This window comes from Lacisediminimonas sp. (genome assembly GCF_030645335.1).
Taxonomy (GTDB): Bacteria; Pseudomonadota; Gammaproteobacteria; order Burkholderiales; family Burkholderiaceae_D; genus Lacisediminimonas.
Map to the genome: position 1 here is coordinate 1 of NZ_JAUSNH010000232.1, position 24090 is coordinate 24090.

Consider the following 24090-nt stretch of genomic DNA (forward strand, 5'->3'; position numbering starts at 1 on the left):
TGGCCGGGCAATGTGCGCGAACTCAAGAATGCGGTGCATCGGGCATACATCATGGCCGATCATGAACTTGACCTGTCGCTGGCGGTCGGTCCGTCGCGACCGCTGGTGGCGCCAGTGGCAACGGACTGCATCACGTTCCCGCTGGGAAGCAAGCTGGCCGACGCCGAGCAGCGGCTGATTTTCGCAACGCTGGGCTATTGCGGCGGCAACAAGACGCAAACGGCCGAAGTGCTGGGGGTGAGCCTGAAGACGCTTTATAACCGGCTCAATGAATACCAGGCGCGCATGGCGGGCGGCGAACCGTCTGCAACGGCGCTGGCCAAGCCGATCGGCGTCAATACCAATCATTGATACATGACGCGCCGCGTCCTCGGTCCTCAATCCTTGGGTCCTCGGGTTCCTGATACGCGGGTCCGATCCAGGATCGCCCAAGCCGATGCGGCCGACGTGGCGCGCTGCTTGCGTCAGCCCGAGTGCCGTTGCACACCATCGGCGCGCAAAAAACCCCGAATATCGCAAGCCCTGCCCCGGTAACTGTCAAAACGGCAGAACCACTGGATCGAATGATTGCCTAAATCGGTACAGCACCGGCCGATGAAGAGAATGCAGGACGACCGGGTAATTGTTGGTGCGGCCGTCGTTGAGCAGCCGGATTTTATTGTCTGACTTTATCGGAGAGAAAATAATGAACTTCATCATCTGGATCGTAGTCGGCGGCATCCTTGGCTGGATCGCGAGCATGATCATGCGTACTGATGCACAACAGGGCATGCTGCTAAACATTGTGGTGGGTATTATTGGCGCGCTGTTGGGCGGCTGGTTGCTGGCGCCGCTGTTTGGTACCGGCACCATCAACCAGAGCGACTTCAGCATCAGTTCGCTGCTGGTCTCGCTGCTGGGTGCCGTGATCCTGCTGGCAATCGTCAATCTGTTCCGACGGGGAACGCCGCGCTAGCCGACAGCAGGCCGGGTGCATTTTGCAAGACGAGGCAGGACAGGCAGCTGCGGCACCTGTCCTGCCGGACTTGCTGCGTTGCTGCGCGTGTGCGCTACACCATGTCGGCGGGCTTCACCCAGTCGTCGAATTGCTTGCCGCTGACATAGCCCAGCGCCAGCGCTGCGGTGCGCAGGCTGCTGCCGTCCTGATGCGCCTTGCGCGCAATATGGGCCGCTTTGTCGTAGCCGATATGCGGCGTCAGCGCCGTCACCAGCATCAGTGAGCCTGCCAGCAACTGTTCGATGCGCGGCAAATCGGGCTCGATACCACGCACGCAATGCACATCGAAGCTGTGCATGCCATCGGCAAGCAGGCGCACGCTCTGCAGGAAATTGTGGATCAGCAGCGGCTTGTACACGTTCAATTCGAAATTCCCGGACGCACCACCGAATCCGACCGCGACGTCGTTGCCGAATACCTGCGCACAGACCATGGTCAGGGCTTCTGCCTGGGTAGGATTGACCTTGCCGGGCATGATCGAGCTGCCGGGCTCGTTTTCCGGTATCGTGATTTCGCCAAGCCCGCTGCGCGGTCCGGACGCCAGCCATCGTATGTCGTTGGCAATCTTGTTGAGCGCCGCAGCCAACACCTTCAGTGCGCCGTGCGCCAGCACCAGTTCATCGTGCGCCGCCAGCGCGGCAAACTTGTTGTCGGCGCTGCGAAAGGCAAGCCCGCTGCGGCCTGCCAATTCTGCTGCTACCCGCGCCCCGAATTCCGGATGGGTGTTGAGCCCGGTGCCCACGGCAGTGCCGCCTGCGGCCAGCGCGTTCAGGCCTTGGGCAGCGAAACGAATCGCTGCCCCGGCGTGCACCAGTTGCGCCGCGTAGCCGGAAAATTCTTGTCCCAGGGTCAGCGGTGTGGCGTCCTGCAGATGGGTACGGCCGATCTTGACGATACCGTGCCAGCCGGCGGCCTTGCGCTCCAGCGTTTCGCGCAGGGCGTCCAGGGCCGGCAGCAGGCGCTGCCCGAGCGCAGTGGCGGCGCCGACATACATGGCGGCGGGAAAGATGTCGTTCGACGACTGACCAAGGTTGACATCGTCATTGGGATGCACCAGCCGGGCCTGGCCACGGCTGGCACCGAGCAATTCGGAGGCGCGGTTGGCCAGCACTTCATTCATGTTCATGTTCGACTGCGTGCCGGAACCGGTTTGCCAGACCGACAGCGGAAACTCTTCGGCATGGTGGCCGCCAATCACTTCCTGCGCGGCGGCGATCAATGCGCCGGCCTTGTCTGCCGGCAGCAGTCCCAAGTCCCGGTTGACGACGGCGCAAGCGCGCTTGACTTCTGCCAGCGCAACAATCAGTTCGTGCGGCATGCGCTCTGTCGAGATGGCAAAATGCTGTAGCGAACGCTGTGTCTGGGCGCCCCACAGGCGCTCTGCCGGTACTTTAATGGGGCCGAAAGTGTCATATTCGGTACGGGTTTCGGGCATGGTGGGCTCCAGGTCGGTGGGCTGCCGCGTGGCGCGGTGGCGCTGTTGGTGTTGGTGTTGGATATATCGGGCGCCGCGCACCCGTGCGCAAGGACAGGCGCCATCAAGCCTTTCTATTGCGTGCTTGCCTGCGTCAGTCTGCGCCAGTCTGGCCAACATGCCCGGACAAACTGCACGCGACGATGACGTGGCGCATGGTCGCTAGTCTGCCAGCTCGCGCCACGATACGCGCCTGGCGGTGGCTGCATTGATTTGCCAACTGCCCAGCGAGGCCTGGCGTCCGGAGTCGGCGACCAGCAGCATGGCCAGCGTATTGCCGGTCTGGCGGGGGGTAAAGCCAACCAGCAAGCCGCCATCAAAACGGGTGATCGCCACGCCGCTACTGGGAGCCCGCACCGCGCCGGTGCGCAGGTCCAGCGCATAGAAGTAAGCCGATCCGCGCTCACAGGGATTCTGGCCTGGCACGTTGCCGGCAAAAGTCAGCAGGGTTCCATCGATACGCATGTCGATATTGATGCGCTCTCCCGGCGACTTGTCCCCAGGATCAAGATCCATGTACCAGCCAGCCTGGTTGCTCCAGTCCACCGCCAGCGCAGCGGCAATCGCGCGTACGCCATCGACTTCAGTAAGTGTCTGCTGCGCCATGCGCGAGCGCGGATTGTCCAGGGGCGCTGTGCTGGGTGCCGCATCCAGTACATACAGCGTCTGCTTGCCGATGCTCGCACGATCGGTCTGGCCGAGGTAACGGCCGGTGCCGACCAGGATCAGATTGCGCAATTGATTGCCGACGAATGCGCGCACCACCAGCGGCGCCGTGCTGATCGGCTGCGCCATCCCGCTTGCGTCACGAAAACTGGCAACCCGCACAACCGAACTGGCGGCGTCGACAGCCGGGTCGATATTGAAGCGCCACAGGTTGCCCAACAGGTCGCCCCCGTACACGGTCGTGCCCTGCTCATCAATCCCCTGGGTGATGCGCGCCAGGCCGCTCTGCTGCGTGCTGCTGCCCACGCCGGTCGCAATTTTTTTCAGCAGTACACCAGTCCAGGCATCGAGCACATACAAGAAGCCCCCGCCGAGTACATTGTTGTATCCGGAAGTGAATACGACGGCCCAGGTCCCGCCCGGTAGCCGGGTGATGACCGGATTGCCGAAACTCAGGCCAAGGCCGGCGTCGCTGTTGAAATTCCATCGCGCTTGCGGTTTTTCGGGGTCGGTGATGTCGAGAGCATAGTAGCCGTTCGCGCCAGCGCCGAATCCGCCCACCAGCAGGGTGCGCCATTGATTGCCGCTGCAACCTGTGCTGACGACGCAGATGTCGGCGCTGATCGCACTGCCGTCGACCATGAACTGATGACGGGATGAATAGTGCTGGTCGGCCAGACTGGTCAGCCGGGGCAGCACAGGCGGCGGAATATATGCCCATATCTCATCCCCGGTGCTGGCAGAAAATGCGTGCAGCATGCCGTCATTGGCGCCCACATAGACCATTTCCATCCGGTTCCTGTTGGCCGCGGCAAAGTCCTGGTAGCCGCTGTCGCCCGTTGGTGCGTCCGGGCGGCCGACATAGAGCGGCGCCGAATTGACGATATCGCCCAGCACCTTTGCACGCTTGCGAAACAGTGCTTCCGGGCGTGCCTGTCCGCGCAGGAAGGCCACCATATTGTCGTTGAGGGCGGTCTTTTGCGCTGCGGACAGCCGGCTGCACTGGCTCAGCGCCTGTGTGCCGCTGCAGGCGCCGGCAAGCGCTGCCTTTTCCTGGGTCGACAGCAGCGCCGGCTGGAATAGCTTGAGCTGTGCCGGACTGCCCGCATCGAACAGATAGATCACCCGGCTGTCCGATGCCGCGACACGAACGTCGAGTTTCTCGGCGGCGCTCCACAATCTTTCGCCGGCCTGCCCGGTCGCCATGTTGATGCCACTTGCCACCAGGTCGCCGTCCCATGTCGAGGAGCGAAAGCTGCTGGCAAACAGGGCGCGGGAAGCCTGGCCGGCCGTGGTGTCGAAGACAAGCGGGGAATCGGTGCCCGACTGCGTCACGATCGCATCCAGCGCCCCCTTCAGGGCGGCTTGCAGTTGGGTGATGTTTTGCGTGTTGAAGTACTGGCCGTCACCATTGACCGCAGCGTGCCAGAGATCGTCCACCCGTTGCGCGCCGCCTTCGCCCGGATCGGGCCAGTTGTTGTTTGCGTTCCGGATGTCGGCAAAATCGCCGGTGAGCGCTGTCGCATAGTCGTCACGGTAGTGTAGCGTACCGTTAATGCCCAGGCCGATCCCGTAGGTATTCATGTGCTGGAAGGTATCGTTGCCATCCGGCCCCGGCACGTTGTCGGAACACAGGTCGGGCCTGCAGTTGCTGCCCGGCCGCAGGTCGGTATGGCGATAGTAGGCCGCGACATCGGCCAGCGTATTCCTGGGTCCTGTCCCGCCTGTCGAGCCGTCATACTTCGGGCGTGGCAGGTTTGCATCTGCATTGCCGACTTCGCCGCCATCCATGTTCAAGGGGCCGAAGGTCCGGCCTTCACCGGTGGCATTCCACCCGCCGTCGGTGGCAAGTATGCTGTAATTCCTTTGGCAGGAATGCTGCATCGGATCGGTCCCGAGTTTGCCGGCATAGATCCGCCCGGCCTTGGACAATGCGCCGCGCAGCGGCGTGCCGGAATCGGTCGTCACATCCTGCAGCTTGCGATAGAACGTCACGCGCTGGGCTGCGTTGAAGTCGCCGATATTGACAAACCGGCTGCTGGCATTGTCCGTACCCGTGTAGTTGATGGTCGACAAGCCAATCCGGAATTGCTCGTCGAGCGACTGGAACGCGATGCTGATTGCCGACTTCATCGCCTGTAGCCGGGTCCGGTAGAAGCTGTACCAGATAGCAAAGTTCTGGCGCTCATCGACGTTCCCGGCCGGGCCGCTGGTGCCGTTCACCTCGACTTTTTTCCAGTTGGCGCTGGCGTCCGGCGAGGACATCGTGCGGATCCAGCAGCGGTCGTTTTCAGTATCCTGGAAAACCTTGCTGCTGCCGAGCCCGGCCCGGCCGGCGTCAGTGCCGATGAAAGCGTAGTAATACGCCCGATCGGTGCCGTTGGCATGGCCGCCGCTTTCGGTCCGGCAGACAGTGTCGGCTGATTCCCAGCAGTCCGCATCGTATCCCTTCGGAACGGTGTCCCATGAATGCCATGCCCGGAAGTCTTTGGACAAGTTGGTGCTGGTCGAGTCCGGCTTGAATCCTTCGTATGGGGCGCTGGTAAACGAAGGCAGGGGAAACAGGCTGCCGTCGCCTTTCGTGGGCAACATGTAGCGCACATCCGGGTTGTAATACTGGGCATTGCAGAGATGGCTGCGATAGCCGATCCGGTTCAGCAGGCGCAGCGCCTCATCGCCCGTGTAAGTGGATTGCATGCTGATCGAATCGTCCAGCAGCAACAGGATATTCGGTTTGGCCTTGCCGCTCACTTGCAACGGCACGCTGGCAATGTCGATGCTGGCCTGGCCCTGGGCCTTGCCGGATAGTGCGGCAAGGACAAGGCAGCTGAAGAAAAAGGCGGCACTCCGAAAAACCTGACGCATGTGCATGACCATGGGATGCTTCCAGCTGGTTTAAGTAGGTGATGGTTCAGATGTTCACTGCAAGCCGGACAGGCTTACAGGCCGCAATTACCGGATCAAAACCTGACGACGGTTTCGGTATAGCTCCTGGTGTTGCGTGGTCCGGTCACGCGCACCGTGATCCGGAAATAGACGGACACCGGACCGCTGGCCGGCCGCCATGCCTGGCACTGGTTGCCAACTGCATCGATCGCACCGCCGGTGCTGCACAGACGGTGAATCACATAGCCGATCACGTTGCCTGAAACGGGCAAGCTGATCGCCGCCGCTGGTCTCACGCATGTCGCCGATGCGCCCTTCTGCGCCGGATTGCATTGATTGGCGTCCCAATCCACGCGCGACCAGCCTGTCCCCTCGCGATTGCCGGTCATGTCCCATTGGCCGGCATTGCTGGCGTAATAGCCTGCTTCGGCGACATCCTGGTTCACCAGGGATGTGTCGACCCGCACACTGAGCCAGGCAATTGCCCGCTCCGCGCCGACATCGGCCGCATTCAGGCTGGCACGCTTGAACGCCAGGTTGCCCGCCAACAGGTTGCCGGTGTCCATCGTGCGCACCAGCCCGACCGTGCCCAGCGTCAGGCTGGCCAGCACGACCAGGGCGATCAGCAGCGCAGCGCCACCGGCGCGGCCTAACGCGATTGGATTGCGCTGGTTCATTGCCAATTTCCTGCCGTCCGGTTGCGGGTTCACTGCCACAGCATGTTGCGAAACACGATCACGTTTTGAACGACCTGGTAGCGATAGCATTGCCAGTTGCCAATACCCGCCATCGGCAGGTCGGCTGCGGTCACGCTGCCATCGGCGGCGCCGGACTGCCACTGCGGCGCGACGGTGGTGGTCGCGCAGCTTCCTGCGCGCGCCCTTTCGATTGCGCCAACCTGGACCAGCAAGGCGATGCGCACTGCAACCAGGCGCTGCAGGTCGGCCTGATCGATGCTCAGGTCGCCATTGGCATCGACCAGGCTGCTGCTCCAGCTGCTCACGCGCTTGTCCGACAAGGTGCCGGTACGGGTATCAAATCCATACTGCGCCTTGAGCAGGACGACCCCGCTGGCCAGCGTCTGGACTTGCCAATCGTTGCTGCCGGACCGATACACGCGGCGCTGCAGCTTGCCGCCCTGCACGCTGTACTCCACCATCTGCAGACTGCCGATATTCACCAGGGCGCCAGCGCTGGTGAATTCCCCTGTCGTTGCAATGGCGCCGAAAAAAGCGGGATTCCATCGATGGGCGCCGGCGTCGTGCCGGATGCCGACGCCCGGTTCAATGCTGGATATCTGCGCCAGCAGGCAATTGCGTCCTGGCTCGAACAGGATGACCTGGTCGCCGGTAGCCATGCCGGTGGTGTCCGGCAAGCCGATCGCGGTGGCGCCCCCGGGATGCGCCGCGCTGAAGCGCACTTGCTGGGTTGCCGCCGGACGCGACCCGGAGCGCACCAGCACCGTATCGGAGCCTGCGGCGTCGGCGCTGATCGACAGCGGCGCCAGCGCCATCGGTGATAGCTGCGTGTCGTCAAAAAACCGATCCAGCTGGCAGCCGCTTGCAGCACCGAACGCATAGCCGGCGCTGCGCAAGTCCCTTTCCATTGCATGCGCGGCCATTGCGCCTTGTCCGGTTGCCTGGTTACCCGCAACTGCGCTGCGCCGCCGGTCCTGGAATAGCGTCGCCATCTGGGCGATCATCAGGATGCCGAGCAAGCCGATCGCCAGGCCGACCATGACCTCGGCAAGGCCGAATCCGCCGGCATGGCGGCGATCCGCCAGAAGCTGGCGCTGTGCCGCTCGCGCCGCTCTCATTGCCCGACTCGCGTGACAGTCACCAGCTCGTGGAAGGCAGTCTTGCCCGGCTCGCGCCAGTACACGGCGAGCGTAATCGTGCTGTCGGGCGCCACCAGCACCGACGGTGGCTTGCCGGACACGCCGGGCAGCGTCGCTGCCACGCGCGCTTTCCAATCAAGGTAGGTCGGCGCGGTGGCGGCATAGCGGGTGGCGATGCCGGCATGGCTGCGGTCGCCGGACCACATTTCAGCAAGCGCCGCATCGATCAGCATCGCGGCTTGTGCGCGGTACAGCGCCGCGCTGTTCTCGCGCACAGCCGTTGCCAGCAGCCACAGCGCACCGGTCACGCCAGTTGAAAAAATCAGGATCGCAATGATCGCCTCCAGCAATACCGCGCCGCGGGATTTCGAACGCCTGCCTGGCCCGGATCCGCCACAGCCATTCATTGGCAGGCCGCGCCCGACTCGGCCGGATCGCACAGGATGATCATGCCGGCCAGCGAGACCTGCAGCACCAGGTGCCGGCTGCTGCCTTCTGCCGTCACCTCGATGCGATCGATACTGCTGGCGCCGGAGGGAATCTCGACTTGCCCGAGTCCGTTGAACAGCACCGCGCCTGGCGCAGGGGTCACAGGTGGATTCGCTATCGCTACCAGCGTGGCCCCGGATGTCTCGCTGGCGGGTGCGGACTGCAGCAGCGCCGGACAGTCGCCAGAATCGCAACCGAACTTCCACAGCAGCCGGTCGTCGGTGCCGATCTGGAAACGGACCCGTGCGTTGCGCCGCACCGCTTCCATGCGCGCCAGCTCGAACCCGCTTTTCAAGGATTCCGCCGCGGCACGCACCGGCATGTCCCGCACCCAGGAACCCAGGGATGGCAGCGCCACGCCGAGAACGACCAGCACCACAGCCAGGGAAATCATGACCTCGACCAGGCCCAGGCCAGACAGGCGACGCCGGCTCAGCACGTGCCGCCCTGTTTCAGTATCCAGCAGGCCTGGGGAGCAGTGCCCCAGTTAGCCGGCAGCGCGGTGCTGGCCCGGTCGCCATTGTGGTCCAGCGTGAAGGTGAATCCGGCGCCGCTGGTGCCGGGCATTCCGCTTGCGGTAGCAAGGAATCCCTGTCCGCTTTGGGTCAGGCTGCAGGCATAGCTGAAAAATGCGCTTGCCGCCGGTACTGTCACGCCGCAGCCACCGACGCCATAGGAACGGTTGTCCTGGTAAAACTGTTCCAGCGCGATCCGGTAGGCAGCCAGATTGCCCGCAACTTCACTGATGCGCGCGCGCGTGACATAAGCCGTGTAATTGGGAATGCTAACTGCTGAAATGATGGCGATGACGGCAATTGCTATCAGCAGTTCAATCAGCGAAAAACCTTGAATGCGGAATCCCTTCATGGTGCCTGCCCTTGCTTTGCCCGGTTTGAGGCGAGCAGCTTGCCAATGGCGGCGGTGGCGGGCAACAAGCGTTAGCGAATAGCACGGCTACAGGCATACAGCGGAGGCATTCGGAGCGATTAACGAATAGTTGGTCGAATTCGTTCAAGGGTGCACGGCTTATCGCCGGCATATCGATGGGCGCGGCGCCGCGCAAGGATGTCCTGCGGCTTTACTGTTTTTCCGGCAGCGGGCAAGCGTCGAGGATCTGCAGGTCATTGTCGCGGGCAAAATCAATCACGAAATCATAGGCCATCGGCTGGATTTCGCGCAGCGCTTCGCTGACCACGACGGATTTGACGCCGGCCAGCATGGTGGGCCGCACATAAGGGGAATACTTGAGGTGCGCGTCGCGCACGCCAAGTGCGTCCGGACGGAAGCAGGACAAAACGCCGGCCAGCCGCTCCGCCCAATCGCTCGGGCGGAACTGCCGGCCATTGCTGGTCAGTCCCTGGATAAAAAACTCGCGGGTTGCGGTCTTGCTTGGCTCGGCCATTTTTGCGGCTTTCATCAGTCAGGCCCGAGTCCTTTTCAGGTCGGGTGCCCCAGGATGCGGCATGCCATTTTGTAGCTGCCGCTGATTCTTCGGTATTATATCTTATAGAAGACTTGAGCCGAAGTACCAATAAGGGGCATGCTTGAATCAAAGCTTTGACGACGCAAGAAGCGTGCTAGCAGAAAACAAATGGTGCGGGATAAATGAACAAGCGGCTCCGGCATTGCTGGATCGAGTAGCGTACCGCGGGTCGTGCGCCGTAAGTCGAGCGCCGTCCGCCATGCGCTGTGTGCCGCGAGTCCTGCAGGCGCCTTTAGCCGAGCCACACCGCCAGCGACAACAGCAGCAAGAGCAGCATCCAGAGCAGCAGCGCACGCCAGACCAGGCCCACCGTGCTTTGCAGTGCGCGCGGCGACGGTTCGTCGCCAGGAAGGACATCGGCATCCACCACGGTCGCGTCGACCAGGGCGGCGTCGGCCGGCAGCAATGCGGTCGCGTTTTCGACCGGCGAGCCCAGGCGCACACCCATCGCACCGCCGCCCGCCGACAGGATGATGCCCATCGTTTCGTCATGCCAGCGATGGGCAAAGTTACGCCACGCATACACCGCATCTTCAAAATTGCCGACCACCGCGAAGGCAGAGGCTGTCAGTCGTGCCGGCACCCAGTCAATCCAGTAATAGGCTTGCGCTGCAAAGCGGCCGAACGCCTCGTTTTGCATATGATCAGGTTCGTTCCAGGCGCGCGAGAGATATTCGGCGACCCGATACAGCACGGCGCCAGCCGGACCGATGACCGGCATCAGGAACCAGAAAAACACGCCAAAGACACTGCGATGGGTAGTGACCAGGGCTTTTTCCACCGCCAGCCGGGAAATCTCGCTGATCTCCAGCCCGCGTGTGTCCTGCCGCGTCCAGTCGGCCAGCAGGGTGCGCGCACTGTCGATATCCCCGGTGTTCAGGGCCAGCTGGATCGATGTGAAATAGTGGCTGTAGTGGCGCAGCCCCAGGGTCAGGTAGACGATCAATATATTCCAGGCCAGCGCCAGCAGCGGGCTGATGGTCAGGCAGATCCAGTAGACCAGGATGGTTGGCACGGTCAGCACCGCAACCACGGTGAACCAGCCAAGTCGTCCGTGCTCGCGCATGCCTGCGTTGAACCCCCTCTCGACCCGCGCCGCCAGCAGCTTTACCGCGTTGTAGACCGGATTGTCGGCACGCAGCGGCTTGAGCTGTTCAATCAGCAATGCAATCAGTATGGAGAAGAAGGTCATCAGGCCAGCCTTAGGTAGAACGAACGATACGATAACCCAGAGGGGGGACGGAATCAAACCGGGGCTTGAAACGGGGCCTGCCGCAAGCGGCCAAAAGCCGGCCCGACGGCATCAGGAGCGCAGGAAATGGAACAGGTTGCGCAACATGCCAGCCGTGGCGCCCCAGATGAAATACTGATCATAGGGCATGGCGTAAAACGTGCGCGATCCAGTTTCGCCAGGCGCGACCCAGATCCGGCGCTGATGGTTCATGCCATCCATCAGGAACTCCAGCGGCACTTCAAAAATTTCGGCAACCTCGAACGGATCGGCGACCAGGTCGATCGGCGGATGCACCAGGCCAACCACCGGCGTCACCCGAAAACCGGTGTTGGTGTAATAGTCGGGCAGCGTGCCGATCACTTCGACATGACGCCGCTGCAATCCGACTTCTTCTTCTGCCTCGCGCAGCGCGGTGTCGATGGCGGAAGCATCCGTCGTCTCGGCGCGCCCTCCAGGCAGGCTGACTTGTCCGCCGTGATCGTTCAGGTGATCGGTGCGCTGGGTCAGCAGCATGGTCAATCCGTTCGTGCGGGCCACGACCGGCATCAGTACCGATGCGGCGGTATGGGTGGCGCTCGATGCGCGCCTGCGGTGCTCGTCGGTAAATTCGGGATGCCAGGCAGGCTGGCTGAGGAAATGGGCGCGTAGCCCATCGGTAGTGAGGCGATCGGCCAACACGGCGGCTTCGCCGGCATACGATTCGATGGGCAATGCTTTTGGGTCAAATTGCAGTTTTGCCACGGGTCCTCGGCGTTGCCTGCGGCTGCAGGATGAAAGGGCGTTGCCGCCTGGTTCTCTGAAGGTCCGGTCCGAAGCCCGTCACAGGCGGGTTCGGCGCGAACCATGATTGATTATAAGTCAGGGCGACCAAGGCTTGCCGCAAGCGCCGACGCCCAAAAAAAAGCCCGCGGCTTTCGGCGCGGGCTTTTGCCACGTTCAACAAGAATGGCCAGCTTACTTCGCAGCGACCCTGTCGGCGCGACGCGTTGGCAGCTTTTCCTTGATACGTGCCGATTTACCCGAACGCTCACGCAGGTAATACAGCTTGGCGCGACGGACGTCGCCGCGACGCTTGACTTCGATCGATGCGATCAGCGGGGAATACAACTGGAACGTACGCTCGACGCCTTCGCCTGACGAAATCTTGCGGACGATGAAGTTGGAATTCAGGCCGCGGTTGCGACGGGAAATCACCACACCTTCATAGGCCTGGGCGCGCTTGCGCGTACCTTCAACGACGTTGACGCTGACAATCACGGTATCGCCAGGGGCGAATTCCGGAATCTTGCGTCCCAGGCGTTCGATTTCTTCTTGCTCAAGTTGCTGGATCAGATTCATTTACTTCTCCTGTAACCATCATGCCGGCGCGGGTTTGACTTCTTCATGCCCGGTAGAGGATGGGGTTGATACATGCAGGCAACATTGCCTGCACACTTCACGCTGCTGCCTGCGGCAGCTTGCGTAGAAACTTTTCATCGTCGGCGCTCAGCAAACCTGCCGAGCGTACCTGTTCAATCAATTCCGGTCGCCTCGCAGCGGTGTTGGCCAGCGCTTGCTGGCGTCGCCATTTGACGATTTCCGCGTGGTGGCCGCCCAGTAGCACCGGCGGCACCGGCACGCCTTCATACACTTCCGGGCGCGTGTAATGCGGGCAGTCCAGCAGGCCATGCACGAAACTGTCCTGCGTGGCCGACGCCTCATCATTGAGCACGCCGGGCAACTGCCGTATCACCGCATCCATCAGCGCCATCGCCGGTAGCTCGCCACCGGAGAGGACAAAATCGCCCAGGCTGATTTCTTCATCCACGCAGCGATCCAGCAATCGCTGGTCCACTGCTTCATAACGTCCGCACAGCAACACCAGTCCCGGTTCGTCGCGCAGCGCCATCACCCGACCATGCGTCAATTGCCGGCCCTGGGGCGACAGGTAGATCACACGCGGTGGCGGCAGGCCGGCCTGTTGCTGCCGTTGCCGTGCTGCGCCGATTGCGGCTTCCAGCGGTTTGGCCAGCATCACCATGCCGGGACCGCCGCCGTAGGGCCGGTCATCCACGGTACGGTGGTTGTCGCTGGTGAAATCGCGTGGATTCCAGCAGGTCAGGCCACACCGTTGCTGTTCAAACGCACGACGGGTAATGCCGGATTGCGTGATCGCCGAAAACATCTCGGGAAAAAGCGTGACGACGTCAAACTGCATCCCGCCTCCGTATCCACATCCATGACCAGGCCGGTCGCGTCAGTAGTCGCGTTCCCAGTCAACCGTCACGCACCGCGCTTCCTGGTCGACCTTCAGTACAAACCGGTCCACGAAGGGAATCAGCAGCGCAGGCTGCTCGACATTGACTGCCTTGCCTTGAACCTTGGCTTCAGCCTTGTCGTCGCTCGCCGGCTGCTCGACCACGAGGATCGGATGCGCGCCGCTGTCCATCAGTTCGCGTACCGTGCCAAGCAATTCGCCGCGCACGTTTGCAACGTCCAGGCCGATCAGGTCGACCCAATAAAACTCATCTTTGTCCAGCGCCGGAAAGTGGCCGCGGCGCACATGCACCGCTGTTCCTTTCATGGCTTCCGCCGTGTCGCGGTCGGGTATGCCCATCAACTGGGCCACCACCTCGTCGACATGCAACTTCGACTGCATGACCGCCACATCGTGCATTGCCGGACGGTCGATCCACCAGGTTCGCGCAGCAAGCAGGGCATCCGCATCCTGGGAATAGGGGCGCACGCGCACCCACCCTTTCAAGCCATACGCGCCCGACACATGCCCGACCAGGATCAGGTCGGACGGGACAGGTGCCTGGTCGTTCAGCGAGGTCGACAATCGGCTATTTCACGGTCAAAGGCAGGCCGGCATCAGCCGATGCCCGCTCAGGCTGCAGCCGGAACCGCTTTGGCAGCAGCCTGGCGCACCAGGCGAGCCACGGTTGCCGACATTTGCGCACCGTTGTTTTGCCAGTAAGTCAGGCGGTCTGCAGCAACGCGCAGGCCTTCTTCCTTGGCACCAGCCTGTGGATTGTAAAAGCCGATTTTCTCGATGAAACGGCCATCGCGACGATTACGTGAATCGGTGGCGACGATACTGTAAAAAGGACGCTTCTTTGCGCCTCCACGAGCTAAACGAATGACGACCATGTTGATTCCAATTAGTGTTTGAAGCGGGAAAAGCCGCAGATTATAGCGCGCACAACAGTAACAAGGCAAGAACTGGCAATCCACCCCGTGCCGGCAGCGCTGCCCAATTCCGCCGCAGAATCAAGGACTTCCACCTGCCAGGGGGTTCCTGCCGGGCTGGCGCGCGCGTTTATCGGGCCGTTGCCTTCCGGATAGGGCTCAGGCAAACTAGGCCGCCAGCCGCCCAACCCCCTACCGAACAAGCTTCGCAATCAATGCCCAACCACAAGAACAAGACCCTGTCCACCCTGCTCGCCCTGCTGTTGGGCGGCCTTGGCGCCCACCGCTTCTACCTGTACGGAGCGCGTGACCGCTGGGGCTTGCTGCACCTGTCGACCTTGCCGCTTTCACTCTTGGTGCTGCAGAGCGCACCCGCCATGCCCGGCTTGTTCGCCAGCGGCCCCCTGGTACTGTCCGCACTGGCGGGAGTCCTGGCCGCCCTGGTGATCGGCCTGACCCCGGATGAAAAGTGGGATGCCCGCCATAACGCCAATTCCGGGCGTCAATCCGGTAGCGGCTGGCCCCTGATCATCCTGCTGGTGCTGGGCTTTGGCGCCGGAGCGATCGGCCTGATCTGGGTCATCGCACGCACTTTCGACCTGCTGTACACGGGCGGCGCCTACGGCTGATGCCCCGCAGCGCTCGTAGCGCGGCCAGGCGCCAGGCAACTAGAACTGTTCTTCCGACAACGTCATCACGCCAGCGCTGCCGGCCAGGATCGCGCTGCGGTAAGCCGCCGCCTGCGACAGGATATGGTCGGCAAAGAAACGCGCGGTCGCGATTTTGGCTTGCATGAACGAGGCATCGCCAGTACCGGCCTGCAAACGGCGTTGCGCAGCCAGCGCGGCGCGCGCCATCTGCCAGCCGCCCGCCACGATACCGACCAGCTTCAGGTAAGGCACGCTGCCGGCGTACACGCCGTGAATATCGGTGCGGACATTAGCGACGACGAATGCCACCACCTCCTCCAGCGCAGCCGAACCCGCCGCCAGTTGTGTGCGGATGGCAGCCGCATCGGTGCTTCCCGATGCAGCCAGCGCCGCTTCGGTTTCGCGGATCTGGCCAATGATGCCTCGCGCCACGGCGCCGCCGTCGCGCATGGTCTTGCGTCCGACCAGGTCGTTGGCCTGGATTGCGGTGGTGCCCTCGTAGATCGTCAGTATCCGAGCGTCGCGATAGTACTGCGCCGCGCCGGTCTCTTCGATGAAGCCCATGCCGCCATGCACTTGCACTCCGGTCGAGGCGACGTCGATCGACATTTCAGTCGACCAGCCCTTCACGATCGGCACCATGAATTCATAGAAACCGCGATTGATCTTGCGGGTATCGCTGTCGGGATGGTGATGGGCGGCATCGAGTGCGGCCGCGGTCACGTAGGCGACGGCGCGCGCGGCTTCGGTGTGGGCGCGCATCGACATCAGCATCCGGCGCACATCGGGCTGGTGGATGATGGTGACCGGGCCGGCTGACCCGGCCGGGTCGCGCGACTGCACCCGGTCACGGGCGTACTGCACGGCTTTCTGGTAGGCACGATCGGCAATTGCCACGCCCTGCATGCCGACAGCAAAGCGGGCCGCGTTCATCATGATGAACATGTACTCCAGCCCGCGGTTCTCTTCACCGACGATGGTGCCGACGGCGCCGCCATGGTCGCCGAACTGCAGCACTGCGGTCGGGCTGGCCTTGATGCCGAGCTTGTGTTCGAGCGACACACAATGGACATCATTGCGCTCACCGGGCGAACCATCCGCCGCGGCCAGGAACTTGGGCACGATGAACAATGAAATGCCCTTCACGCCCTCGGGCGCATCGGGCGTGCGGGCCAGCACGAGATGGACGATATTCTCGGCCATGTCATGTTCGCCGTAGGTAATGAATATCTTGGTGCCGTACAGCTTGTACGTGCCGTCGCCCTGCGCCACCGCCCGGGTGCGCACCAGGGACAGGTCGGAACCGGCCTGCGGCTCGGTCAGGTTCATGGTGCCGGTCCACTTGCCGGAAATGAAGTTGGCCAGGTAGACCTGCTTTTGCTCTTCGGTGCCGGCCGTCATCAGCGCTTCGATCGCGCCATCGGTCAGCAGCTGGCACAGCGCGAACGCCATGTTGGCCGCATTCAGCATCTCGATGCAGGGCGCCGCCACCAGTTTTGGCAGGCCCTGTCCGCCGAATTCGACCGGATGCTGCACGCCTTGCCAACCGGCTTCGCCGAAAGCCTTGAATGCCTGTGCGAAGCCCGGCGTCGTGGTGACCGTGCCCTGGTTCCAACTGCTGGGTTGCTTGTCGCCGATGAAATTCAGCGGCGCCACCACTTCGGCGCAGAAACGGGCATTCTCCCCGAGTACCGCCTCGACGGTTTCCGGCGTCGCGTCCTCACAGCCGGGCATTTCGCTGATGGCGGGCAAGCCGGCCAGCTCATTGAGAACGAACAGCATGTCTTTGACAGGGGCGACGTAGCTCATCAATTACTCCGCAGTGGTGTGATGCGTGCTGCCACAGTTCGTGGCTGCCAGGCGCGGCAGCCACCGGCCCTGGCGAACCCGACAGCAGATCCGGCCAGACAATGGCCGGGCATGCAAAAGTCTGCGCCGGATCGGCGCAGGTGCCCGACCCGGCTCAGCCCAGTTCGGCAACCAGTTGCGGCACGATCTCGAACAGGTCACCGACGATGCCGTAGTCCGCAACGCTGAAAATCGGCGCTTCCGGATCCTTGTTGATGGCAACGATGGTTTTCGAGTCCTTCATGCCGGCCAGGTGCTGGATCGCGCCCGAGATACCGACTGCAATGTACAAGGTCGGCGCAACAATTTTGCCGGTTTGCCCGACCTGCCAGTCGTTGGGTACGTAACCGGCATCGACAGCGGCGCGCGATGCGCCCATGGCGGCACCAAGCTTGTCGGCCAGCGGCTCCAGTATCTTGAAGTTGTCACCGGAACCCATGCCGCGTCCGCCGGACACGATGATTTTGGCGCCGGTCAGTTCAGGGCGATCGGACTTGGCCAGCTCACGCGAGACAAAACGTGACTTGCCATAGTCGGCCGCTGGCGTGACGTTTTCAATGGTCGCGGAACCACCGTCTGCGGCCGCATCAAAACCGGTGGTGCGCACCGTGATGACTTTGATCGGATCGATCGATTGCACGGTGGCGATGGCGTTGCCGGCATAGATCGGGCGCTCGAAGGTATCGGGGCTGTCGACCTTGGTGATTTCAGAAATCTGGCCGACGTCCAGGCTGGCTGCCACCCGCGGCAGGATATTTTTGCCGTAGGCGGTGGCTGGCGCCAGCACATGCGTGTAATTGGCGGCAATCGCCAGGGCCTGTGCAGCAACATTCTCGGCCAGGCCGTCGGCGAACTGGGCGGCGTCGGCGACCAGCACCTTGGACACGCCGGCCAGTTTGGCTGCGGCCTGGGCCGCAGCGCCACAGCCATGACCTGCGACCAAGATGTGGACATCGCCGGCGCATTGGCTGGCGGCGGTGACAGCATTGAGGGTGCTTCCCTTGAGCGAGGCGTTGTCGTGTTCAGCAATGACGAGTGCAAGCATTTGAATTCCTGTTTTTACGGTTGCGGGGTTGGCAAAGTGTCCGGCGAGCAGGCGCTCAGATCACTTTGGCTTCGTTGCGCAGCTTGGCGACCAGGGTGGCCACGTCGGGCACCATGACGCCGGCGGAACGCTTGGGCGGCTCCACTACCTTGACCGTCTTCAACCTTGGCGTGACATCCACACCCAAGTCGGCCGGCTTGAAAATATCCAGCTGTTTTTTCTTCGCCTTCATGATGTTGGGCAGGGTCACGTAGCGCGGCTCGTTCAGGCGCAGGTCGGTCGTGATCACGGCCGGCAGGGCCAGCGAAATGGTTTCCAGGCCGCCGTCGACTTCACGCGTGACAGACACCCGGTCGCCGTCGATGACGACCCGGGAAGCAAAGGTCGCTTGCGGCCAGCCCAGCAGCGCGGCCAGCATCTGGCCGGTCTGGTTGCAGTCGTCGTCAATGGCTTGCTTGCCGAGGATCACCAGTTGCGGCTGCTCTTTATCAGCCACCGCCTTGAGCAACTTGGCGACCGCCAGCGGCTGCAGTTCGACATCGGTCTCGACCAGCACGGCACGGTCGGCGCCAATCGCCATCGCGGTGCGCAGGGTTTCCTGGCACTTGGTGTCGCCGCAAGAAACGGCGATGACTTCGGTCGCGCTGCCGCCCTCTTTCAGGCGCATGGCTTCTTCCACCGCGATTTCATCGAACGGGTTCATTGACATCTTGACGTTGGCGACATCAACGCCGGAGCCGTCCGACTTGACGCGCACCTTGACGTTGTAATCGACCACACGCTTGACCGGAACCAGAACTTTCATGACTTTTGCCCTTGGAATGAACAGATTGGATTGTGACGCGCACACGCAGAATCTGAAGATTATAAGAGAGATTCAGGAGTGACATCAAAATTTAGCACGATCGTGCTATTGATGGGCGACACCAAAACCGCAGTGCCTGCACATTGGCGACGGCAGCAGGTCAATCAAACCACGTGATTATTTGCGCTGCAGGAAAAAAACGAATTCCTGCCCATTGGCAGAATGCTCGAGCAAGGTATTGCCGGTCTGCCGGGCGAAAGCCTGGAAGTCGCGCACCGAACCAGGATCGGTCGCCATCACGCGCAGCACATCGCCGCTATTGATTTCGGCCAATGCTTTTTTTGCTTTCAGGATCGGCAACGGGCAGTTCAGGCCGCGTGCGTCGAGTTCCTTGTGGAAATTCATTTCGGTGTCCATCAATAGCAAATCCGGATTCTAGCGCAAGCGGCCCGGAGCCGCGCCGGCAATGCCCGGGCGCGAGCTAGGCGGCAGGCTCGACCGCGACAGGGCGCGGCGGCTCGGTGTATTCAAACGGCAATCCTTGCGACGTCATCCAGTCGGCCATGGCGCGTCCGGTACCGGACTGCCATGGGCGCAGGCTGGCCGGTGCGATGAGCCGGAAATCGACCAGTTCCGGCGACAAGGCAATATCCCCCGACGCTTTCACGTGGTACGCGATCAGCACTTCATTCTTGCGCATGAATTCGTAGACGCCGATGAGCTTGACTTCATCGGCCTGCAAGGCGGTTTCTTCGCGCAGTTCACGTGCGACGCCTTGCTCGGGCGTTTCGTCGCGCTCCATGAAGCCGGTGATCAGTCCGAACATTTTTTCCGGCCAGGCGGCATTGCGCGCCAGCAGTATGCGGCCTTCGTATTCGACCAGCGCGGCCAGCACCGGCAACGGATTGTCCCAGTGCGTCCAGTGCCCGTCGGGACAGGCCAGCCGCGCGCGGCCGCCCTCTTCCCGGGCGTCGGTACGCACGATCAGCGCCGTGGCGCAGACCGGGCAGTAGCGCATTGTCGTGGCAGGCGCACTCATGCTTATGCGCGCGTGCGGACCCAGTCAGCCACACCCTGCAGCGCCGTGGGCAATCCGCTGGCGTCTGTGCCGCCGGCCTGTGCCATGTCAGCGCGCCCGCCGCCCTTGCCGCCAACCTGCTGCGCGACAAAGTTGACCAGGCCGCCGGCCTTGACCCTGGCTGTTGCATCGGCCGTGACGCCGGCCACCAGGCTGACCCGGCCGTCGTTGACGGCTGCCAGCACGACGGCAGCGGTCTTGAGCTTGTCCTTGAGCTTGTCGACGGCGGCGCGCAAGGCCGGCACATCGGCGCCATTCATGGTCGCGGCCAGCACCATGATGCCATTGACTTCGACCGCCTGGCCCAGCAGTTCGTCGCCCTGCGAGGCGGCCAGCTTGCCCTTGAGCGCATTGAGTTCTTTCTCCAGCGCGCGCACCTGGTCCTGGACCTGCAGCAGGCGCTGCGTCAGTTCTTCGGGCTTGGTCTTGAGGATGGCAGCGGCCTGGTTGACCCGATCCGACAGGTTCTGCACCAGGCTCAATGCATTGTCGCCGGTAACAGCTTCGATGCGCCGCACGCCGGCGGCCACACCGCCTTCGGAAACCACCTTGAACAAACCGATATCGCCGGTACGGGACACGTGGGTGCCGCCGCACAGCTCGCGCGAACTGCCGATGCCCAGCACCCGCACCCGGTCGCCGTATTTCTCGCCGAACAAGGCGACGGCGCCACTGTTCAATGCCTCGTCATACGACATCAATTGCGCTTCGGTGGCGACATTGGCCAGGATTTCATGATTGACGATGGCTTCGACACGGCGGATTTCATCCGCCGTCAGCGGCGTATTGTGGCTGAAGTCGAAACGGGTGCGTTCATGGGTGACCAGCGAGCCCTTCTGGGCGACATGGCCGCCGAGCACCATGCGCAAGGCCTTGTGCATCAGGTGGGTGGCAGAGTGGTTGCGCATGGTCTGTGCGCGCAGGATGGCGTTGACCTTGGCCGTGACCACGTCACCGGTGCGCAGTACGCCGCGGGTCAGCGTGCCATGCTGTCCGAAAACATCGGCCTGGATCTTGCGCGTGTCCTGCACGTCGAATGCGGCGTTGTCGGATTCGATCTCGCCGCAGTCGCCGGCCTGGCCGCCGGATTCGGCATAGAACGGCGTGCTGTCCAGCACGACCAGTCCTTCCTGCCCGGCCTCGATCTGCTGCACTTGCGTGCCGCCGACATACAGGGCGATGACCTTGCATTCCTGCGCCAGGCTTTCGTAGCCGACAAAGGTGGTCTTGTCGCCGCTGTAGTCGATTGCTGCAGCCATTTCAAACTTGCCGGCTGCGCGCGCGGTGGAACGCTGCTTTTCCATCGCCTCGGCAAATCCGGCTTCGTCCAGTGTCACGTCGCGCTCGCGGCAAATGTCGGCGGTCAGGTCGATCGGGAAACCGAAGGTGTCGTACAGCGTGAAGGCAGTCTTGCCGTCGAGCTGGCCGGGATCCCGCGCCAGCGCGGCTTCCAATATCTTCATGCCGTTTTCGAGCGTCTCGCCAAAGCGTTCCTCTTCCTGCCTGAGCACTTGCTCGACGCGCGCGGCGGCTTCGGTCAGCTCGGGGTAGGCATCGCCCATTTCCTGAACCAGGTCCTGCACCATGCGGTAAAAGAATGGCTTGGTCTGGCCCAGCTTGTGGCCGTGGCGCAAGGCGCGGCGAATGATCCGGCGCAGCACATAGCCGCGGCCTTCGCTGCCGGGGATGACGCCGTCGACGATCAGGAACGAGCAGGCGCGGATATGGTCGGCAATCACCCTGAGCGAATTATTGGCCAGGTCGGTGGCGCCGGTCTCGCGCGCAGCCGCCTTGACCAGCCGGTCGAACAGATCGATCTGGTAGTTGCTGTGGACATGCTGCAGTATCGCTGCCAGCCGTTCCAGGCCCATGCCAGTATCGACGCAGGGCCGCGGCAAGGGACGCAGCACGGCTTCGCCGGTGGCCGGATCGATCTGGCGGTCGAACTGCATGAACACGTTGTTCCAGATTTCGATGTAACGGTCACCGTCCTGCTCTGCGCTGCCGGGCGGGCCGCCCCAGACGTCCGGGCCATGGTCATAGAATATTTCGGAGCACGGGCCGCAAGGTCCGGTGTCGGCCATCTGCCAGAAATTGTCCGACGCATACGGCGCGCCCTTGTTGTCGCCAATACGCACCACGCGCTCGGCCGGCAGCCCGATCACATTGACCCAGATGTCCCACGCTTCATCGTCGGTCTGGTAGACCGTGGCCCACAGTTTTTCCTTGGGCAGGCCATAGACCTGGGTGAGCAATTCAAATGCCCACACCAGTGAATCCTTCTTGAAATAGTCGCCGAAGGACCAGTTGCCCAGCATTTCAAAGAAAGTATGGTGACGCGCGGTGTAACCGACGTTTTCCAGGTCGTTGTGCTTGCCGCCCGCCCGCAGGCAGCGCTGCACGGATGCGGCGCGCACATAGGGGCGCTGCTCGGTGCCGAGAAACACATCCTTGAACTGGACCATGCCGGAATTGGTGAACAGCAGGGTCGGGTCATTGCCCGGCACCAGGCTCGACGAGCGCACCACGGTATGGCCGCGGGCCTCAAAAAAACGGAGGAACTTTTCGCGTATTTCGGACGATTTCATGTTTTCTGGGGGCTTGGCGTGACGATTGCAAACCGTTGATTATACAGCGGCTGCACCTGTTGAATGGCCCGGATCCGGGGCAAACCGCGGCAAGCCGGCACCCGGTTTATACGGGGAAAAGCCGAGAAATTCAGGCAAAATCGGCGGCAATGCGGTCGATCCGGTCTGTGCAGATTGCATCCACCCCCCATCCGGACAGTTGCCTGGCCCGCCGCCGCGAATTGACGGTATAGCAAAACACAGGATAGCCGGCCGCCCGCACCTGCTGCACGATCGCCTCGCTGAGGCCGGCATCGGCAATGTGCAGGCTGAACGCCTGCAGCGACGCCATCAGTTCTTGCCAGTCATCGGGCAAGGCCCTGACCAGCAAGCCGCGTGGGATATCCGGCGCAATTGCCTGCGCGGCCTGCAAGGCAATGATTGAAAAGGATGAAAACAGCACGCCGCCGCTGCCATCGGCGCCCAGCCACTGCCGGGTCAGCGCGGCCACCACCTCGCCGGTCTTGCTCCCGGCCCCCTGCGCCGGCTTGATCTCGACATTCATCCAGAGGCCGTTTTCGCGGCAATAATCCACAGCGTCCCGATACAGCGCAACCGGTTCGCCGGCGAAGGCGGGGCCGAACCAGGAGCCGGCGTCCATCTGCGCCAGCACGACCGACGGCGTCGCCGCTACCCGGCCTGTACCGGCCACGGTGCGACCGAAATGCTCGTCATGCATCAGCACCGGCACTGCATCGGCCGCCAGCATCACGTCGAATTCGACGGCGCGATATCCAGCCCGGGCGCCGGCGCGCAGCGCCGCCAGCGTGTTCTCCGGCGCGAGGATTCCGCCGCCGCGGTGGGCCAGCAGCTTGGGGTAGGGCCACATAGTCGGTGGAACCAAGGTTGGATAAAAAAAGGGCAGCGCGACAGCCGCAGTGTAATGCCTGCCGTGCCTGCTGCAGCTGGCATACAATCAAGCGCTTCACCCAGGCGCCATTCACCGTCCACCCTTGATTTTCCTTTTGTCATCCCATGAATCCATCGAATCCCTCCAAGAAACAGGCGCTCGGCCACATCCGCGTACTCGACATGACCCGCGTGCTGGCCGGTCCCTGGTGCGGGCAGAACCTGGCCGACCTCGGCGCCGATGTGATCAAGATCGAGCGTCCCGGCGCTGGCGACGACACCCGCAGCTGGGGCCCCCCCTACCTGAAGGATGCGCAGGGCAATGACACTGCCGAAGCGGCGTATTACCTGGCGGCCAACCGCAACAAGCGCTCGGTGACGGTAGACATCGCGTCGGCACAGGGGCAGGCGCTGATCCGCGAGCTGGTGCTTCACTGCGACATCGTGCTGGAAAACTACAAAGTCGGGCAGCTCAAGAAGTACGGGCTGGACTATGCGTCCCTCAAGCAGATCAAGCCGGACCTGATCTACTGCTCGATCACCGGCTTTGGCCAGGATGGCCCCTATGCGCACCGCGCCGGTTACGACTTCATCGTGCAGGGCATGGGCGGCTTCATGTCGATCACCGGCGAGAGCGATGCCTTGCCCGGCGGCGGTCCGCAAAAGGCCGGTGTCGCGATTTCCGACCTGATGACCGGCATGTACTCGACGGTGGCCGTGATGGCCGCGCTGATGCACCGCGACCGCACCGGCGAAGGCCAGGCCATCGACATGGCGCTGCTCGATGTCCAGGTCGCCATGCTGGCCAACATGAATACCAATTATCTGGCCAGCGACCACGCACCGGTGCGCTGGGGCAATGCGCATCCGAACATCGTACCTTACCAGACCTACGCCACGTCGGACGGCCACATCATCGTCGCGGTCGGCAATGACGGCCAGTTCAAGCGT

25 protein-coding genes are annotated in these 24090 nt (G+C 62.7%); 4 read left to right on the forward strand and 21 right to left on the reverse strand.

Annotation, left to right across the window (positions count from 1 at the left end; all coding sequences use genetic code 11):
* Window positions 1-351, forward strand: a 351-nt coding sequence (locus Q7T64_RS15815; protein WP_304797679.1) for a helix-turn-helix domain-containing protein, incomplete at its 5' end; no start/stop codon positions are given.
* A gap of 334 nt (window positions 352-685) precedes the next feature.
* Window positions 686-955 carry a GlsB/YeaQ/YmgE family stress response membrane protein gene (locus Q7T64_RS15820; RefSeq protein ID WP_304797681.1) on the forward strand — a complete coding sequence of 90 codons (270 nt, stop codon included), beginning with the start codon at window positions 686-688 and terminating at the stop codon, window positions 953-955.
* A 94-nt stretch (window positions 956-1049) separates the two neighbouring features.
* On the opposite strand, the gene fumC is transcribed toward Q7T64_RS15820, so the two are convergent.
* From fumC to rpsP, 14 genes are all read right to left on the reverse strand, one after another.
* Window positions 1050-2432, reverse strand: coding sequence for a class II fumarate hydratase (fumC, locus tag Q7T64_RS15825; RefSeq protein ID WP_304797683.1), 1383 nt, complete (start codon window positions 2430-2432; stop codon window positions 1050-1052).
* 201 nt (window positions 2433-2633) lie between these two features.
* Window positions 2634-6002 (reverse strand): pilus assembly protein, encoded by a 3369-nt coding sequence (locus tag Q7T64_RS15830; protein ID WP_304797685.1) that lies wholly within the window; start codon window positions 6000-6002, stop codon window positions 2634-2636.
* Window positions 6003-6097: 95 nt separating this feature from the next.
* Window positions 6098-6700, reverse strand: coding sequence for a hypothetical protein (locus Q7T64_RS15835; RefSeq protein WP_304797687.1), 603 nt, complete (start codon window positions 6698-6700; stop codon window positions 6098-6100).
* 29 nt (window positions 6701-6729) lie between these two features.
* Window positions 6730-7839 (reverse strand): PilW family protein, encoded by a 1110-nt coding sequence (locus tag Q7T64_RS15840; RefSeq protein WP_304797689.1) that lies wholly within the window; start codon window positions 7837-7839, stop codon window positions 6730-6732.
* Window positions 7836-8267 carry a hypothetical protein gene (locus Q7T64_RS15845; protein WP_304797691.1) on the reverse strand — a complete coding sequence of 144 codons (432 nt, stop codon included), beginning with the start codon at window positions 8265-8267 and terminating at the stop codon, window positions 7836-7838. The genes Q7T64_RS15840 and Q7T64_RS15845 overlap by 4 nt, the downstream gene beginning before the upstream one ends.
* Window positions 8264-8788, reverse strand: a complete 525-nt coding sequence (locus tag Q7T64_RS15850) for a GspH/FimT family pseudopilin (RefSeq protein WP_304797693.1) — start codon at window positions 8786-8788, stop codon at window positions 8264-8266. Before Q7T64_RS15850 ends, Q7T64_RS15845 begins: the two co-directional genes overlap by 4 nt.
* The gene (locus Q7T64_RS15855; protein WP_304797695.1) at window positions 8782-9216 is read right to left on the reverse strand and encodes a type IV pilin protein; all 435 of its coding nucleotides are present in this window, start codon (window positions 9214-9216) and stop codon (window positions 8782-8784) included. Before Q7T64_RS15855 ends, Q7T64_RS15850 begins: the two co-directional genes overlap by 7 nt.
* A gap of 211 nt (window positions 9217-9427) precedes the next feature.
* Window positions 9428-9751 carry a DUF3579 domain-containing protein gene (locus Q7T64_RS15860; RefSeq protein WP_304797725.1) on the reverse strand — a complete coding sequence of 108 codons (324 nt, stop codon included), beginning with the start codon at window positions 9749-9751 and terminating at the stop codon, window positions 9428-9430.
* A 313-nt stretch (window positions 9752-10064) separates the two neighbouring features.
* The gene (locus Q7T64_RS15865) at window positions 10065-11024 is read right to left on the reverse strand and encodes a CobD/CbiB family protein (RefSeq protein WP_304797697.1); all 960 of its coding nucleotides are present in this window, start codon (window positions 11022-11024) and stop codon (window positions 10065-10067) included.
* A gap of 111 nt (window positions 11025-11135) precedes the next feature.
* The gene (locus tag Q7T64_RS15870; RefSeq protein ID WP_304797699.1) at window positions 11136-11807 is read right to left on the reverse strand and encodes a CoA pyrophosphatase; all 672 of its coding nucleotides are present in this window, start codon (window positions 11805-11807) and stop codon (window positions 11136-11138) included.
* Between the two features lie 213 nt (window positions 11808-12020).
* Window positions 12021-12404, reverse strand: coding sequence for a 50S ribosomal protein L19 (gene rplS, locus Q7T64_RS15875; RefSeq protein ID WP_304797701.1), 384 nt, complete (start codon window positions 12402-12404; stop codon window positions 12021-12023).
* Between the two features lie 97 nt (window positions 12405-12501).
* Window positions 12502-13263 carry a tRNA (guanosine(37)-N1)-methyltransferase TrmD gene (gene trmD / locus Q7T64_RS15880; RefSeq protein WP_304797703.1) on the reverse strand — a complete coding sequence of 254 codons (762 nt, stop codon included), beginning with the start codon at window positions 13261-13263 and terminating at the stop codon, window positions 12502-12504.
* Between the two features lie 39 nt (window positions 13264-13302).
* Window positions 13303-13887: a ribosome maturation factor RimM gene (gene rimM, locus Q7T64_RS15885; protein WP_304797705.1), complete on the reverse strand. Its 585-nt coding sequence runs from the start codon at window positions 13885-13887 to the stop codon at window positions 13303-13305.
* A gap of 47 nt (window positions 13888-13934) precedes the next feature.
* On the reverse strand, window positions 13935-14198 hold the full coding sequence (gene rpsP, locus Q7T64_RS15890; RefSeq protein WP_304797707.1) for a 30S ribosomal protein S16: 264 nt from the start codon (window positions 14196-14198) through the stop codon (window positions 13935-13937).
* A gap of 254 nt (window positions 14199-14452) precedes the next feature.
* Here rpsP and Q7T64_RS15895 point away from each other — a divergent pair, with 254 nt between their 5' ends.
* Window positions 14453-14866, forward strand: a complete 414-nt coding sequence (locus Q7T64_RS15895) for an NINE protein (protein WP_304797709.1) — start codon at window positions 14453-14455, stop codon at window positions 14864-14866.
* 39 nt (window positions 14867-14905) lie between these two features.
* On the opposite strand, the gene Q7T64_RS15900 is transcribed toward Q7T64_RS15895, so the two are convergent.
* The 7 genes from Q7T64_RS15900 to ugpQ form a co-directional block, all read right to left on the reverse strand.
* The gene (locus Q7T64_RS15900) at window positions 14906-16696 is read right to left on the reverse strand and encodes an acyl-CoA dehydrogenase (protein ID WP_304797711.1); all 1791 of its coding nucleotides are present in this window, start codon (window positions 16694-16696) and stop codon (window positions 14906-14908) included.
* Window positions 16697-16850: 154 nt separating this feature from the next.
* Window positions 16851-17780, reverse strand: a complete 930-nt coding sequence (locus tag Q7T64_RS15905) for an electron transfer flavoprotein subunit alpha/FixB family protein (RefSeq protein ID WP_304797714.1) — start codon at window positions 17778-17780, stop codon at window positions 16851-16853.
* Between the two features lie 55 nt (window positions 17781-17835).
* Window positions 17836-18585 (reverse strand): electron transfer flavoprotein subunit beta/FixA family protein, encoded by a 750-nt coding sequence (locus Q7T64_RS15910; RefSeq protein WP_304797716.1) that lies wholly within the window; start codon window positions 18583-18585, stop codon window positions 17836-17838.
* A 177-nt stretch (window positions 18586-18762) separates the two neighbouring features.
* On the reverse strand, window positions 18763-18990 hold the full coding sequence (locus Q7T64_RS15915; protein ID WP_304797727.1) for a sulfurtransferase TusA family protein: 228 nt from the start codon (window positions 18988-18990) through the stop codon (window positions 18763-18765).
* 76 nt (window positions 18991-19066) lie between these two features.
* Window positions 19067-19624 carry an NUDIX domain-containing protein gene (locus Q7T64_RS15920; RefSeq protein ID WP_304797718.1) on the reverse strand — a complete coding sequence of 186 codons (558 nt, stop codon included), beginning with the start codon at window positions 19622-19624 and terminating at the stop codon, window positions 19067-19069.
* 2 nt (window positions 19625-19626) lie between these two features.
* Entirely contained in the window at window positions 19627-22251 is a 2625-nt protein-coding gene (gene alaS / locus Q7T64_RS15925; RefSeq protein ID WP_304797720.1) for an alanine--tRNA ligase, read from the reverse strand.
* Between the two features lie 130 nt (window positions 22252-22381).
* Window positions 22382-23134, reverse strand: a complete 753-nt coding sequence (gene ugpQ, locus Q7T64_RS15930; protein ID WP_370653347.1) for a glycerophosphodiester phosphodiesterase — start codon at window positions 23132-23134, stop codon at window positions 22382-22384.
* A gap of 131 nt (window positions 23135-23265) precedes the next feature.
* On the opposite strand from ugpQ, the gene Q7T64_RS15935 reads away from it, so the two are divergent.
* The coding region (locus Q7T64_RS15935) for a CaiB/BaiF CoA-transferase family protein (protein ID WP_304797722.1) at window positions 23266-24090 on the forward strand (825 nt) is incomplete at its 3' end.